The 14,554-nt window shown below is 71.7% G+C and carries 15 protein-coding genes; 5 read left to right on the forward strand and 10 right to left on the reverse strand.

Annotation, left to right across the window (positions count from 1 at the left end; translation table 11 throughout):
* The first annotated feature begins 25 nt into the window (after nucleotides 1-25).
* From CFK41_RS10425 to CFK41_RS10445, 5 genes are all read left to right on the forward strand, one after another.
* Nucleotides 26-1,510 (forward strand): malate:quinone oxidoreductase, encoded by a 1,485-nt coding sequence (locus CFK41_RS10425; protein WP_096799591.1) that lies wholly within the window; start codon nucleotides 26-28, stop codon nucleotides 1,508-1,510.
* A gap of 80 nt (nucleotides 1,511-1,590) precedes the next feature.
* On the forward strand, nucleotides 1,591-2,376 hold the full coding sequence (locus CFK41_RS10430; RefSeq protein WP_096799592.1) for a (Fe-S)-binding protein: 786 nt from the start codon (nucleotides 1,591-1,593) through the stop codon (nucleotides 2,374-2,376).
* A 102-nt stretch (nucleotides 2,377-2,478) separates the two neighbouring features.
* Nucleotides 2,479-4,068 carry a lactate utilization protein B gene (locus CFK41_RS10435; protein ID WP_227873042.1) on the forward strand — a complete coding sequence of 530 codons (1,590 nt, stop codon included), beginning with the start codon at nucleotides 2,479-2,481 and terminating at the stop codon, nucleotides 4,066-4,068.
* Complete coding sequence (locus CFK41_RS10440; protein WP_096799593.1) at nucleotides 4,065-4,847, forward strand: LutC/YkgG family protein; 783 nt, start codon at nucleotides 4,065-4,067, stop codon at nucleotides 4,845-4,847. Before CFK41_RS10435 ends, CFK41_RS10440 begins: the two co-directional genes overlap by 4 nt.
* Entirely contained in the window at nucleotides 4,844-5,809 is a 966-nt protein-coding gene (locus CFK41_RS10445; protein WP_096799594.1) for an aldose 1-epimerase family protein, read from the forward strand. The genes CFK41_RS10440 and CFK41_RS10445 overlap by 4 nt, the downstream gene beginning before the upstream one ends.
* Nucleotides 5,810-5,915: 106 nt before the next feature.
* On the opposite strand, the gene CFK41_RS10450 is transcribed toward CFK41_RS10445, so the two are convergent.
* The 10 genes from CFK41_RS10450 to folP all read right to left on the reverse strand — a co-directional run bounded on the left by CFK41_RS10450 (nucleotide 5,916) and on the right by folP (nucleotide 14,553).
* Nucleotides 5,916-6,245, reverse strand: coding sequence for a histone-like nucleoid-structuring protein Lsr2 (locus CFK41_RS10450; RefSeq protein WP_096799595.1), 330 nt, complete (start codon nucleotides 6,243-6,245; stop codon nucleotides 5,916-5,918).
* Nucleotides 6,246-6,362: 117 nt separating this feature from the next.
* On the reverse strand, nucleotides 6,363-6,545 hold the full coding sequence (locus CFK41_RS10455) for a hypothetical protein (RefSeq protein WP_096799596.1): 183 nt from the start codon (nucleotides 6,543-6,545) through the stop codon (nucleotides 6,363-6,365).
* 1 nt (nucleotide 6,546) lies between these two features.
* Nucleotides 6,547-8,055, reverse strand: coding sequence for a lysine--tRNA ligase (lysS, locus tag CFK41_RS10460; RefSeq protein WP_096799597.1), 1,509 nt, complete (start codon nucleotides 8,053-8,055; stop codon nucleotides 6,547-6,549).
* A gap of 43 nt (nucleotides 8,056-8,098) precedes the next feature.
* On the reverse strand, nucleotides 8,099-8,974 hold the full coding sequence (gene panC / locus CFK41_RS10465) for a pantoate--beta-alanine ligase (protein ID WP_096799598.1): 876 nt from the start codon (nucleotides 8,972-8,974) through the stop codon (nucleotides 8,099-8,101).
* Complete coding sequence (locus tag CFK41_RS10470) at nucleotides 8,971-9,891, reverse strand: Rossmann-like and DUF2520 domain-containing protein (RefSeq protein ID WP_096799599.1); 921 nt, start codon at nucleotides 9,889-9,891, stop codon at nucleotides 8,971-8,973. The genes panC and CFK41_RS10470 overlap by 4 nt, the downstream gene beginning before the upstream one ends.
* Nucleotides 9,888-11,555, reverse strand: a complete 1,668-nt coding sequence (locus CFK41_RS10475; protein ID WP_227873043.1) for a PH domain-containing protein — start codon at nucleotides 11,553-11,555, stop codon at nucleotides 9,888-9,890. The genes CFK41_RS10470 and CFK41_RS10475 overlap by 4 nt, the downstream gene beginning before the upstream one ends.
* Nucleotides 11,552-12,184 (reverse strand): PH domain-containing protein, encoded by a 633-nt coding sequence (locus CFK41_RS10480; protein ID WP_227873044.1) that lies wholly within the window; start codon nucleotides 12,182-12,184, stop codon nucleotides 11,552-11,554. Before CFK41_RS10480 ends, CFK41_RS10475 begins: the two co-directional genes overlap by 4 nt.
* Nucleotides 12,185-12,278: 94 nt before the next feature.
* Nucleotides 12,279-12,788 (reverse strand): DUF3180 domain-containing protein, encoded by a 510-nt coding sequence (locus tag CFK41_RS10485; RefSeq protein ID WP_096799600.1) that lies wholly within the window; start codon nucleotides 12,786-12,788, stop codon nucleotides 12,279-12,281.
* Nucleotides 12,785-13,702: a 2-amino-4-hydroxy-6-hydroxymethyldihydropteridine diphosphokinase gene (folK, locus tag CFK41_RS10490; RefSeq protein ID WP_096799601.1), complete on the reverse strand. Its 918-nt coding sequence runs from the start codon at nucleotides 13,700-13,702 to the stop codon at nucleotides 12,785-12,787. The genes CFK41_RS10485 and folK overlap by 4 nt, the downstream gene beginning before the upstream one ends.
* Nucleotides 13,699-14,553, reverse strand: coding sequence for a dihydropteroate synthase (folP, locus tag CFK41_RS10495; RefSeq protein WP_096799602.1), 855 nt, complete (start codon nucleotides 14,551-14,553; stop codon nucleotides 13,699-13,701). Before folP ends, folK begins: the two co-directional genes overlap by 4 nt.
* Nucleotide 14,554: the final 1 nt, after the last annotated feature.

The raw sequence follows: 14,554 nt of genomic DNA on the forward strand, positions 1-14,554 counted from the left end.
CCTGTGCACACTGGAACGGAGAGACATGCCAGACCTGGACGTGACCCGCGCGGATGCGGTGCTGATCGGGGGCGGGATCGCCAGCGCGACCCTCGCCGCGATGCTGACGGAGCTCGAGCCGACCTGGAAGATCGTGGTCCTCGAGCGCCTCCACACCCTCGGCGCCGAATCGAGCGATGCCTGGAACAACGCCGGCACCGGCCACAGCGCCCTGTGCGAGCTGAACTACACGCCGCAGGACGTGGACGGCTCGGTGAGCCCCGCGAAGGCGATCGCCATCAACGAGCAGTTCCAGGTCTCGCGCCAGTTCTGGGCGCACCTGGTGGCGAACGACCGCATCGGCGACCCCGGCGAGTTCATCCATACCGTCCCGCACATGAGCTTCGTGCACGGCATGGAGAACGTGGACTACCTCCGTCGGCGCCATGAGGCGCTGACCTCGAACCCGCTGTTCGACCGCATGGAGTTCACGACCGAGCATGCGCAGCTGTCCGACTGGGCACCGCTCGTCTCCGAGGGGCGACCGGTCACCGAGACCATCGCCGCGACGCGCTCGCCCGACGGCACGGACGTCGACTTCGGCGCCCTCACCCGGCAGATGCTCGACTTCGCCTCGCGCACCGGCACCACCGTCTCGACCGGGTCCGAGGTCGTGGACCTGCGCCGCATGGGCTCGGACTGGGGCGTGATGGTCCGCTCGACGAAGGACGACGCGATGAGCGTGGTGCGCGCACCGTTCGTCTTCGTGGGCGCCGGCGGCTACGCGCTGCCGCTGCTGCAGAAGTCCGGGATCGACGAGATCCGCGGCTTCGGCGGCTTCCCGATCTCGGGCCAGTGGCTGCGCTGCACGGACCCCGAGACGATCGCCCGGCACGATGCGAAGGTGTACGGCAAGGCCGCCGTGGGCGCCCCGCCGATGAGCGTCCCGCACCTGGACACCCGCTTCGTGGCCGGCAAGCGGTCGCTCATGTTCGGCCCGTACGCGGGCTGGTCGCCGAAGTTCCTCAAGACCGGCCGCTACACCGACCTGTTCGAGTCGATGAAGCCCTCGAACATCACCCAGATGATGGCCGTCGCCCCGCCGAACCTCGACCTCATGGTCTACCTCGGCTCGCAGCTCGCGGCGACCCATCATCAGCGTTTCGAGGCCCTGCGCGAGTACATGCCGGCGGCCCGGGAGTCCGAGTGGGAGGAGATCACCGCCGGACAGCGCGTCCAGGTGATCGCTCCGGACAAGTCCAAGCACGGCGTGCTGCAGTTCGGCACCCAGCTGATCACCGCCGCGGACGGCTCCATCGGCGGCATGCTGGGCGCCTCGCCGGGCGCCTCGACGGCCACCAGCATCATGCTCCAGCTGCTCGAGAGGATGTTCCCTCAGCGCATCGACACCTGGCGTCCCGCCCTGTCCCGGATGATCCCGAGCTGGGGGACGTCCCTGTCCGATGATCCGGAGACGGCGCACCGGACCCTGGACCGCACGGCCGACGCGCTGGGACTGGCGCACTCCTGAACCCGTCGGCGGCGTCCCCCTCACCGGGACGGGACGTCGCCGTCGGACCGTGAGAGCACGACGAGGAAGAAGGACGAAGGATGCGCATCTCCTTGATGACCACCTGTCTGGTGGACGTGATGGCTCCTGACGTGGCCCGCGCGACGGTCACGCTGCTGGAGCGGCTCGGCCACGAGGTGGTGTTCGACAAGCGCCAGACCTGCTGCGGCCAGATGCACACCAACTCCGGCTATTACACCGAGGCGGCGCCCGTGGTGCGCTCCTTCGTGGACACCTTCGAGCCGGCGCTGGACAGGGTCGACGCGATCGTCATGCCCTCGGGCTCCTGCACCGGCTGCGTGCGCGACCAGCACGAGCTGGTGGCGCGGCACGAGGGCGACAGCGAGCTGGAGCGCCGCGCCGCTGCGGTCTCCGCGAAGACCTACGAGCTCTCGGAGCTGCTGGTCGACGTGCTGAAGGTGACCGATGTGGGGGCGTACTTCCCGCACTCGGTCACGTACCACCCCACCTGTCATTCGATGCGCTTCCTCAAGGTGGGCGCCCGCCCGGTGAAGCTGCTGCGCGCCGTGGAGGGCCTGGAGATGAAGAACCTCCCGGAGTCGGACACCTGCTGCGGCTTCGGCGGCACCTTCTCCGTGAAGAACGACGCCACCAGCGATGCGATGGTGACCGACAAGGCGTCGAACGTCGTGGCCAGCGGCGCCGAGTTCGTCGTCGCGGGAGACGCCTCGTGCCTGATGAACATCGGTGGCAAGCTGCGCCGCACGGGCGCCGCACCGCGCTCGGTCCATCTCGCCCAGATCCTGGCCTCGACGAAGGAGGACCCCTTCGTCCCGGCGGACACCATCCTCGGGAGGGCGTCATGAGCACCGTCGGTCGACGAACTGCGAGGAACGAGCGGGAGGAGACGGACAGATGAGCACAGTCGGTCGACGAACTGCGAGGAACGAGCGGGAGGAGACGGACACGTGAGCACAGTCGATCTGGGCATCCCGTCCGTCCGTCCGCAGCACGCCTCCCCCGGCTCTCTGCTGCGCGGTGAGCGCGGCTTCCCCTCGGCCGCCCGCGAGGAGCTGGCGGACGAGACCCTCCGCGGGAATCTCCGCCACGCCACCGACACGATCCAGTCCAAGCGGGCCTCCGCGGTGCGCGAGGTGCGCGACTGGCAGAAGCTGCGCAGCGCCGGCAGTGCACTGAAGTGGCAGGTCACCGATCATCTCCCGGAGCTGCTGGAACAGCTCGAGGAGTCCGTGACGGCAGCCGGCGGTGTGGTCCACTGGGCGCGCGACGCGGAGGAGGCCGGGGAGATCGTCACCCGGCTCGCGCTCGAGCGCGGCGCCGAGGAGGTCCTCAAGGTCAAGTCGATGGCGACCCAGGAGATCGGGCTGAACGAGGCGCTCGCCCATGCCGGGATCCGGGCGATCGAGTCCGATCTGGCCGAGCTCATCGTGCAGCTCGCCGGTGACACCCCGTCCCACATCCTGGTGCCCGCCATCCACCGCAACCGCTCGGAGATCCGCGAGATCTTCCTGGCCTCGATGCCTGATCTCGACCCGTCGATCACCGACGAGCCGAAGGAGCTGGCCGAGGCGGCCCGCCGGTTCCTGCGCGAGAAGTTCCTGGACATGCCGGGGTCCGTGGCGGTCTCCGGAGCGAACTTCGCCGTGGCGGACACCGGCACCCTGGTGGTGGTCGAGTCCGAGGGAAACGGCCGGATGTGCCTGACGCTCCCCCGGACCCTGATCTCCGTGGTGGGCATCGAGAAGATCGTGCCGTCGTTCCAGGATCTCGAGGTGTTCCTGCAGCTCCTCCCCCGCTCCTCGACCGGTGAGCGGATGAACCCCTACACGACGCTGTTCACCGGGGTCCACGAGGGTGACGGACCGGAGGAGTTCCATCTGGTCCTGCTGGACAACGGACGCTCCGCGGTCCTGGAGGATCCGGAGGGCCGCAGCGCCCTGCACTGCATCCGCTGCTCCGCGTGCCTGAACGTGTGCCCGGTCTATTCGCGCACCGGCGGTCATGCCTACGGCTCGACCTACCCCGGTCCGATCGGCGCGATCCTCTCGCCACAGATGACCGGCATGCACGGCGCGGACGATCCGAACTCGACGCTGCCCTATGCCTCGAGCCTCTGCGGCGCCTGCTACGACGTGTGCCCGGTGAAGATCAACATCCCCGAGGTGCTCGTGCACCTGCGCGCCAAGGACGTGGACCGTCGGCGTGAGACCCCCGGTGACTTCCACGGCACCTGGGACGTCGCGCTGAAGGGCGCCGGCAAGCTCATGTCCTCCCCGCGCGCCTACGACATCGCGGTGCGCTCGGCCGGACCGCTCACCTCCCTGCTGCCCGGGAAGAACATCGGGAAGCTGCCCGGCATCCTGCCGCTCATGCCGGGATGGACGGACCATCGTGATCTGCCCAAGCCCGGGCAGTCCTTCCGCACCTGGTGGGACCAGCACGAGAAGGACCGCACCGCGCAGGCGCCGCAGGAACGGGCGGCCCAGCAGCAGGCGCCGCAGGACCCGACGGTCGACGAGGGCGGGGAGCGCGCATGAACGAGTGGAACGACGACCGTCCCACCCGCACCCCGGGGCTCAGCGCGAAGGAGGAGATCCTCGCGCGGGTGCGGTCCGCACTCGCGGTCCCGCGCCGCGACGAGATCACCGAGGCCGACGACGTGCCGCGCACCTACCAGCGGGCCGATGACAAGCAGGAGCTCCGGACGGCGCCGGAGAAGGTGATCGAGGTGCTGGTCCAGCGGCTCGAGGACTACACCGCGACCGTCCACCGCGCCACGCCGGACACGGCGCCCTCGGTGATCGCCGCCGCGATCGGCGAGGCACGCTCCGTGGTCGTCCCCTCCGCCCTGCCCTCCGCCTGGCACGAGCAGGTCCAGGCCACCCTGGTGATCGACGACGGCGCCACCCCACGGCAGCTCGATGCGATCGATGCGGTGCTCACCGGCTGCCACACCGCGATCGCCCTGACCGGCACGATCGTGCTGCGGGCGGACGGCCTCGGGGGCCGACGGGCGATCTCGCTCGTGCCCGATCACCATGTGGTGGTCATCGAGGCCGACCAGGTGGTGCTCGGCGTCCCCAAGGGGATCGAGCGGATGGCGGAGGATCCCACCGCGGCCTGGACCATGATCTCCGGCCCGAGCGCGACCAGCGACATCGAGCTCGACCGGGTCGAGGGCGTCCACGGACCGCGGCGCCTGGACGTCGTCCTCATCGAACCCGTCCCGGATCCGTCGCCGGAGGAGGCCCCGGCCTCCGCGCCCGAGACGTCCTCCCGCACGGCCCCCACCAGAGACCAGGAGACCAGCTCATGAACGATGCCGCCCCGACCGCCGGGCCCGACCTGCGCACAGACGCCGCCACCCGGGATCGCGGTGAGCTCTTCACGCTCACGGCCGGAACCTACCGGGCCGAGGTCTCCTCGGTGGGCGCGACCCTCGAGTCCCTCACCGTCGGCGGACGGGACCTGCTGGTGCGCAGTCCCGAGACCGGGCCGATGGCCTTCTACCGCGGAGCGATCGTGGCGCCCTGGCCCAATCGCATCGGCGACGGCACCTACACCTGGGACGGCGAGGAGATCCGCACCGCGCTCACCGAGCCCGAGCGCGGCAACGCCCTCCACGGTCTGGTCTCCTTCCAGCAGTTCACCGCGGCGGACGTCTCCGAGGAGGAGATCGTGCTGCGCACCGAGCTCTTCCCCTCGATGGGCTATCCCTTCCACCTGCTGCTGACCGTGCATCACGCCCTGGATCCGCAGACCGGTCTCACCACGACGGTGACCTCCCGCAACCTCGGTGCTCAGGACGCCCCCTATGGTGTCTGCCCGCACCCGTACCTGGTGGCGGGGCCGGAGCCGCTGGACGAGTGGTCGCTGCAGGTCGAGGCCGGAACGGTGCTCACCGTCACCGAGGACCGGCTGCTGCCCACCGGCACCGCCGAGGTCTCCCCCGGCGGCGACTTCGATTTCCGCGCCGCGAAGGTGCTCGGCTCGCTGTTCATCGACCACGCCTTCACCGACCTGGGCCGTGACGAGCAGGGGCGGCTGACGGTCACCGTCACCGCTCCGGGAGGCACCGGGGTGGAGCTGACCGCCGGCCCCGAGTGCCCCTGGCTCCAGGTCCACACCGGTGACCGGCCGGAGCCGGAGGAGAACCGGCTCGGCCTCGCCGTCGAGCCCATGACCTGCCCGCCCGATGCCTTCCGCAGCGGCACCGACGTGGTGCGCCTGCAGCCGGGCGCCGAGCACGCCGCCTCCTGGTCGCTCCGGGGCTGGTGAGCCTCGGACCCGCTGCCCCGAGCACGAAGCAGGCCCGTCACCGATCGGTGACGGGCCTGCTGCACGAGTCGAGGGCCTCGCCGTCTCTGGCGGGCTCACCCGGGGATCACTCCCCGTTGGCCTCCTCGTAGGCCTTGCGGATGGTGCCGGAGATGCGACCGCGATCGGGGACCTCGTAGCCGGCCTCGCGGGCCCACTCACGGATCCGGGCCGAGTCGTTGGAGCCGCTGCGGCCGGAGGAGGTCCCGCGCGCGCGGCGTCCTCCCACGCGACGTGCCTTCTCCACCCAGCTGCCGAGCTCCTCACGGAACGTCGAGGCGTTGGCGGCGGACAGGTCGATCTCGTACGCGACCCCGTCCAGGGCGAAGCTCACCGTCTCGTCGGCGGTGTCGCCGCTGAGATCGTCGATGAGCTCCACATAGGTCTTCCGTGCCATAGGGGTTCTCCCTTGCCGGTCTGATGTCGATATTCTCGTGCGAACTCAGGTGAGCTCGCCATCGGCGTCCAGTATCGGCGCAATAGGCTCAGATTTCAATCCGATACCGATATCAGTTCAGGCCGAGTGATTCTGCTCATCTCCGCCGTGGAGTTCTCGGTATTCACGTTCTGCGTCGCGTTCGACCTCTCGTTCATGCCGATCCGCGCGGAGAACCGCACGCATCACGAACCAGAACAGCAGCCCCACCCCGATCGAGGGAAGCAGCGCACCCGCTTCGAACCAGAAGCCGGAATCCATCTCAGGCCTCCGGCTTCACGAGCGGGAAGAGGATGGTCTCGCGGATGCCGAGCCCGGTGATGGCCATGAGCAGGCGATCGACGCCCATGCCCATCCCGCCCGTCGGCGGGAGGGCGTACTCCATCGCCTCGAGGAAGTCCTCGTCCAGCCGCATCGCCTCGTCATCGCCCTGCGCGGCCAGCTGTGCCTGCTGGGCGAAGCGCTCGCGCTGGATGACCGGGTCCACCAGCTCGGAGTATCCGGTGCCGAGCTCGAATCCGCGCACGTAGAGGTCCCACTTCTCGACGACCCCGGGCTGCGATCGATGGGCCCGCACCAGCGGGCTGGTCTCGACCGGGAAGTCCCGCACGAAGGTGGGCTCGTACAGATGATCACCGACGCGATTCTCGAACAGCTCCTCCACGAGCTTTCCGTAGCCGAACTTCGGATGATCGAGATCGAGATCGAGCGAACGCGCGATCTCGCGGAGGCGATCGGGCGTGGTCTCGGGAGTGATCTCCTCGCCGAGGGATTCCGAGAGCGATCCATAGACGGTGATCTGTGCCCATTCTCCGGAGAAATCGTACTCGGAGCCGTCGGCGAGGGTGACGATCTGGGAACCCGTCGCGTGCTCGGCGGCTTCCTGCACGAGGCGCCGGGTCAGATCCCCGATGGTGTCGTAATCCCCGTAGGCCTGGTACGCCTCGAGCATCGCGAACTCCGGGGAATGCGTGGAATCCGCGCCCTCGTTGCGGAAGTTGCGGTTGATCTCGAAGACCTTCTCGAGCCCGCCCACAGCCGCCCGCTTGAGGTACAGCTCCGGGGCGATGCGCAGGTAGAGGTCGAGGTCGAAGGCGTTCATGTGGGTGACGAACGGGCGGGCCGCGGCACCGGAGGGGATGACCTGCAGCATCGGCGTCTCGACCTCGACGAAGTCGCGGTCGTGGAAGGAGCTGCGCAGGGAGTGCATGACCTCGGCGCGGCGGCGCACGGTGTCGCGGGCCTCCTGGCGCACGATCAGGTCGACGTAGCGGTGGCGCACCCGGGATTCCTCGGAGAGGTCGGCGTGGAGCACCGGCAGCGGGCGCACGGCCTTCGCGGCCATCTTCCAGGAGTCGGCGAAGACGCTCAGCTCGCCGCGGCGCGACGCACCGGCCCGACCGTGGAAGAAGACGTGATCGCCGAGGTCGACGTCGGCCTTGAGATCGGCGAGGCGCTCCTCCCCGATGACGGCCTGCGAGGCCATGATCTGCAGGCGCTCGCCCGCGCCGTCCTGGAGGGTGATGAAGGCGAGCTTGCCCGTGTTGCGCTGGAAGACCACGCGCCCGGCGACGCCGACGAGGTCGTCGGTCTCCTCGCCGGCCTCGAGGTGGCCGTACGTGGCACGCACCTCGGAGATCGTGGTGGTCACGGGCACCGAGACCGGATACGCCTCCTCGCCGCGCGCCAGCAGCCGCTCCCGCTTGGACTTGCGGACCGCGACCTGGTCGGAGGTGTCCGTGGTGTCGAGGGCAGGGGGATTCTCGCTCATGAGGGCGATTGTCTCATCACTGCCCCTGAGAATGCCCGCCCGTTCAGGGTGCTGTCGCGACCGCCACAGCCGCATCGAGCAGACGGGTGCCGCCGACGGTGCCGGCGAGCACGACGAGCACCTCCCCGCGGTGCTCGGGACCGATCTCCTCGAGCGAGGCCGGATCGAGGGCGAGGGCGTAGTCCCAGTCGATCTCGGCGCGCTCGAGCGCTGCGGCGAGCACGTCCCGGATCGCGCCGACCGAGGGGGCGGCCCGGAGGGCTGCGGAGATCGTGCGGGACAGGACCAGCGCCTGCTCGCGGGCGGCGTCGTCGAGGTAGACGTTGCGGCTGGAGCGGGCGAGACCCGAGGGCTCGCGCTGGATGTCGACGGGCTCGATCCGCACCGGCAGGTCGAGGTCGGCGACCAGGCGCTGGATGATGGCCAGCTGCTGTGCGTCCTTGCGCCCGAACACGGTGAGATCCGGGGCTGTCAGCTGCAGGAGCTTCGCCACGACCGTGACCACCCCGTCGAAGTGTCCGGGCCGGGCGGCGCCCTCGAGGATCGTCCCCGCGCGGCCGGCGGTGACGGAGACCGTCGGCGGCAGCACGGGGTACATCTCCTCCACCGACGGCGCGAAGACCACGTCGACCAGCCCGTCCACGAGGGCCAGGTCGGCGTCAAGGGGGCGCGGGTAGGCCTCGTAGTCCTCGCCGGGGCCGAACTGGAGCGGATTGACGAAGTCGGTGAGGATCACGTGGTCGGCGAGCTCGCGGGCGCGCTCCACCAGGGCCAGATGACCGGCGTGCAGCGCACCCATGGTCAGCACGGCCGCGACGGTCCCCGTCATGGCGGCGCGATTCTCCTTCAGCTCGGCCTTTGTCGTCACGAGCCTCGTGCTCGCGCGGCGCGCTCCGCGCGGCGACTGGTCCTGCGTCATGCCTGGTCCTCCCTCGGCGGCCGGTCCTGCGGTGGCCGGTCCTCCAGCAGCGCCCGGATCCTGGCCCGGGTGTCCTCGGGGAGTCTCGCACGGGACAGGGCCGCGAGCGCCAGGGACCGGTAGGTGTCCGAGACGTCTCCCTGCTCCCCCGGCGCCCCGGTGGCGTCGAGGTCCGCCAGGGCGTCCAGGTGCGCCTGCACCGTCCCGGCGTCCCCGCGCACCACAGGACCGGTCAGCGCCTTGGCGCCGTGGCGGAGGGACTCGTCCAGCGCGGCCTCCAGCAGCGGGCGCAGGTAGGCGCCGGGGTCATCGATCCCGAGCCGGGACAGGGTCTCTCGGGCCTGGTCCACGAGGACCACGAGGTGGTTCGCGGCATGGGCGAGGCCCGCGTGGTACAGCGGCCGATCGCCCTCGGCGATCACCCGGGCCTCGCCGCCGAGCTCGACGGCGAGCGCGGCGGCGATGGGCAGCAGCTCGGCGGAGGCGGTGATCCCCATCGGGCAGCCGATCAGCCGGGGCAGATCCGCGGAGGTGCCGGTGAAGGTCATGGCGGGGTGCAGGGCGAGGGTCGCGCTGCCCGCCCGCGCCAGCGGGGCCAGCACCTCGGTGCCGTAGCGCCCGGAGGTGTGCATCACCAGCTGCCCGCCGGGGACGATCCCGGTCGCGGCGATGCCGGCGGCCAGGGGTGCCAGCTGGTCGTCGGGGACGGCGAGCAGCAGCATCTCGCTGCGCTCGACGATCGCCGGGACGTCCAGCAGCGGCACCCCGGGCAGCAGCGCGTCGGCGCGCCCGCGGGAGGCGTCGGAGACGGCGTAGGCGCCGGTGATCGCATGGCCCTCGGCGCGCAGCGCCGCCCCGAGCACCGCGCCCACACGACCCGTGCCGATCACCCCGATGCCGAGGCGCGGCGGGGTCACAGCGCTCCCCCGGCGCTCGTCGGGGCCGTTCCGGCCCCCGGCGCACCAGCCACGAGGGCGGGCCGCGGCCAGTGCTCCCGGTCCCGGTAGCGGCGCAGGGTCGCGGCATCGCGGGCGAGCAGGGCGTGGAGGGCGAGCACGTCCCGACGGGGCAGCTCGCCGAGGGTCATCGTCTCCCCCGCGACGGCGACCTCGAGATCGAGGACCCCCAGACGGCGGGCGAGGGGTCCGTCCTGCACGGTGAGCTCCTGGATCCGCTCCCGCGGGATGATCTCCAGGCGCCGGGTCAGGATCCCGGAGCGCTGGACGAGAGCGCCCGGCAGCAGCACCGAGACCCGGGTGCGCCGGTCGATCCAGAAGGCGCGGACGGAGGTGCGCAGTCCGTCGATGTCCCGGGCCGGCGCGGTGAGCATCCGTTCGATGGTCGCGGCGTCGTCCGCGGTCCCCAGGGGCGCGGCGAGGTGGCCGAGCGTGGCGCGCAGCTCCTCCGCGGTGCCGACGGGCAGCACGCTGGCCGCACCGTCCTCGTCGCTGTCCTCGATCCCCGCGACGGTGACGCCGGCGGCGGTCCAGCCGGGGCCGCGCCGCAGCAGCGGGCGGCGCAGCTCGAAGCGCTGGATCCGGCCCGCGGCAATGTTGTCGGTGCGGGTGTTGGCCAGGCCGCGGCGCATCCGCAGACCGCGCTCGGAGATGCGGGAGACGAAGCCCCAGCCGGACTCGATGCGGCCGAAGACGTACTTCGGGATCGCGATCGCCGTGGGCAGGAGCGCGATGATCACCGCGAAGGAGAAGCCCTCCTGCCAGATCGCCAGGGAGATGGCCACCACCACGCCCAGGACGCTCATGACCACGCCGAGGAGGAACCCCATGTCCCGCAGCAGGGAATGGACCAGGCGACCGGTGGGGATCCGGGCGATCAGCTCACCGTCGGTGACGCCGTCGTGCAGCAGGTCGTCCAGGCGGTGCCCGATGGCATCGCCGTCGGCGGGGGCCGGAGCATCCGCTGCGGGGAGGCCCTCCGCGGAGGGCGGCAGGCCCGCGTCGCCCCCGGCGGGAGCGCCCCCCTCCGTGCCCGTCCCGGCGAGGGCGGCGACGCCGAGGATGCCCCGGCGCAGCTGCTCGGCGTCGGCGGAGCGGATGTACTCGATGTCGAGATAGGACTCCCCGCCGCCGGCGACCTCGACCCGGACCTTCGCCAGGCCCAGCAGCCGCGCGAGCAGGGGACGCTCCACGGAGACCGATTCGATGCGGGCGCGCGGGGCAAACTCGCGCGACCGGCTGATCATCCCGCTGTGCAGGGAGACCCCGGCGTCGTCGACCGCGTAGGTGGTGTACCACCAGCTGACCGCCGACAGCCCGATCGCGACGACCACGGCCGCCGCCACGATGCCGAGGCCGATGAGGGCGCGCTGGAGGGTGAAGTCGTCGGCCAGGCGGGCGATGTTCTGCGCCGTCAGGACGGCGATGATGCCCACGACGATCTTCCAGCCGGTGACCAGCGGGGTGATCGGGTGGGTGCGCCGTCGCTCCGCGGTGGCTCCGGGCTCGACGGGGGTGTCCCCGGCAGCCGAGGCGCCGCGCTCCACGACCGCCTCCGGATCGTCGCCGACGGGGGTTCCGACCGGGTCCTCGGGCCGTGCCGCGCGCGGATCGTCCCTGCTCACAGCGCGGCCATGTTCTCGATGCCGCGGGCCGTCAGCAGAGCCCGCAGACGTTCCGCCTCCGCCTTCTCCAGCCCGGGCAGCACCACCGTGGAGGCGCCGTTGGCGGTACTCACCGTCAGCTTCGCGAGGCCGTAGCGTCGGTCCACCGGGCCCTCGTCGATCTTCACCGACTGCACTCGCCCGTAGGGGATGGTGTGCACGGCGCGGAACATGATGCCGCTGGCGATGGTGAGGTCCTCCTCGGCATCCAGGTACCCGATGGCCCGCACCCTGCGCGGGGTGAGCAGCAGCGCCTGGAGCAGGATCAGCAGCGGGATCAGGCCCAGGGCGGCGATCCACCACATCCCCGAGAGCGACGCGGAGACGATCGCGCCGATGATGAGCAGAACCCAGATCACGGAGCCGATGAGGCCTCCCACGTACCGGGCGGGGATCAGCCTGGGCGAGACCGGACGCAGCGCGCCCGCTCCGAGCAGGCCCTCAGGATCGTCGCTCAGCACCGGCTCGGGCATCGAGGGGTCACGGGGCATCTCGGCGCCGGACAGAATGCCGGACGGAGTGCCGGACGGGGCTCCGGACGGGAGGGCCCCCGGCTCGGGGCGCACGACGGGGTCAGGGGTTCCGCTCATGGGCACCATGGTGTCACCTCCGCAGGTCCGCGCGCTCTGCAGGAGGTCGGTGGAGGATCCGTCGAAGGTCGGCGATGCACGGGCACCGGTGGCCTCAGCTGCCGGCTCCGGCGCCCTCGGGTGCCCCCTCGCCGTCGTCGGGCGGCAGCTGCCCCCAGTGCTCGACGATCACACCGAGCACCCCCAGCACGATGCCCGACAGCGCGGCGGCGGCGGTGGGCAGGACCCCGCGCCACGGGTCCCCGGTCCCGGTGAGGAGCAGGAACAGCACCTGTCCCAGGAAGACCCCGCCGACCACGGTGCCGGTGTAGGCGCAGGCCCGGGCCAGCAGCACGGTGCGGTACGCGGTGGGGAGGTCGATCTGGTGGCGGCGCGGCGCGAAGCTCGGCCGCTCCGCGCGCTCGGCGCTCTCGGCCATGTACCTCCGCAGCGGGAGCCCGAACGCCAGCAGCACGGCGCACAGCACCAGGAGCACCACGGTGGTCAGCCACCCGGCGAGCGGCAGGGAGTGGCCGCGGGAGGCGAGGGTCTCGAGCATCTGCGCACCCAGTCCGGCGCCGACGACCAGCATCAGCACCAGGACCGGGATGTTCAGAGGTCTCACGAGATCCCGTACCCCTCGATCGCGGGTCCGGGGTGGAGCCCGTCGCGGTCCTCCGCCGTCGCCAGCAGCGCGGCGATCGGGCCTCGGCCCGGGAGCTCGGCATCGGGACGAGCGGCGTGCCAGGGGGCGAGCACGAAGGCACGCTCGTGAGCCCTCGGATGGGGCACGGTGAGCGTCTCGTCCCCGCTGGTCCAGTCGCCATAGGTGATGACGTCGACGTCGAGGGTGCGCGGCCCCCACCGCACGATGCGCTCGCGCCGGGCCGCGCGCTCGGCGTGCTGCGCCGCATCGAGCAGGGAGAAGGGTCCCCGATCGGTGCGCACGCCGATCACGGAGTTCAGGAAGGCGCGCTGTCCCTCGGGCCCGCCGACCGGTGCGGTCTCGAGCACGGGCCCGGTCCACTCGACCTCGATGCCGTCGGCGGCCTCGAGCAGGCAGAGCGCGCTGCGCAGGTGCGCGGTGCGGTCGCCGAGATTGGTGCCGACGGCGAGCACGGCCGCGACCGGCGGGGCATCCCGTTCGATGCTCACGGAGACGTCGCCGACGGGCAGGCCCACCGGGGCGGCCGGCTTGTGGACCCGGACGCCGACCCGGCGCACCAGCGGATGGCCGGTGTCGGTGAGGATGCGGCCGGCGATCCGCTCGGCGAGGGACTCGACCAGGGCGTGGGGACCGCCGACGAGCTCCTCGTGGACGGCGTGGGCGACCTCGGCATAGTTCACGGTGCGGGAGAGGGCGTCGCCGAGACCGGCAGGGGCGGTCGACAGGTGCAGGGTGACGTCGGCGACGAACTGCTGCCCGAGCCGCGTCTCCTCGGGGAGCACACCGTGGTGGCCCCAGGCGCGGATCCCGGTCACCTCGATGCGGTCCAGCCGCTCGGCGCCCAGGGCTCCCGAGGCGTCCGGCGCGGTCATCGCCGGCCCCCTCGGCGCAGCGCGTCGCCCACGCGGACGGCGGCGAGGGAGGGGGCGACGTCATGGACGCGCACCGCCCAGGCGCCGTGCTCCGCGCTGTACGCGCTGATCGCGGCGGTCGCGAGGTCGCGGTCCACGCCGAGAGCGCCCACGAAGCGCTTGCGGCTGGCGCCGATGAGGATCGGCAGGCCGTGGGAGGCGATCGCCTCCCACTCGGCGAGCAGCTGCCAGTTCTGCTCACCGGTCTTGGAGAAGCCCAGCCCCGGATCCGCGACCAGGAAACGGTCCTCGACCCCGGCCTCGCGCAGCGCGTCCAGGCGCTCGGCGAGCTCGTGGGCGCTCTCGTGCGCCACATCCTCGTAGACGGCCAGCTCGTTCATGACGTCGCTGTGGCCGCGCCAGTGCATCGCGATGAACACCGGCGGCGTGCCCAAGCGCGTGCGGAGCCGGGCGGCCTCGGTCCCCATGTCCACATCGGCCCGTCCGGCGGAGACGTCGTTGACGATGAGGGCTCCGGCCTCGACGCTCGCGGCCGCGACGGAGGCGCGCATGGTGTCGACGCTGACCACGATGTCCTCGGCGGCGAGGGCCGCGACGACGGGCAGCACCCGCTCGAGCTCCTCGTCCTCGTCCACGCGCGGGGCGCCGGGACGGGTGGACTCCCCGCCGACGTCCACGATCGAGGCCCCTTGCTCCACTAGGAGCCGGCCGTGCGCGATCGCGGCGGCCGGGGTGTCGTGCGCTCCGCCGTCGGAGAACGAGTCCGGGGTGACGTTCAGGACGCCCATCACCAGGGTGTCGTCGGCATCCTCCGGGAAGGGCAGGCCTGCGGGGCGCGGAGTGGGGCTCATC

This window comes from Brachybacterium ginsengisoli (assembly GCF_002407065.1).
GTDB lineage: Bacteria > Actinomycetota > Actinomycetes > Actinomycetales > Dermabacteraceae > Brachybacterium > Brachybacterium ginsengisoli.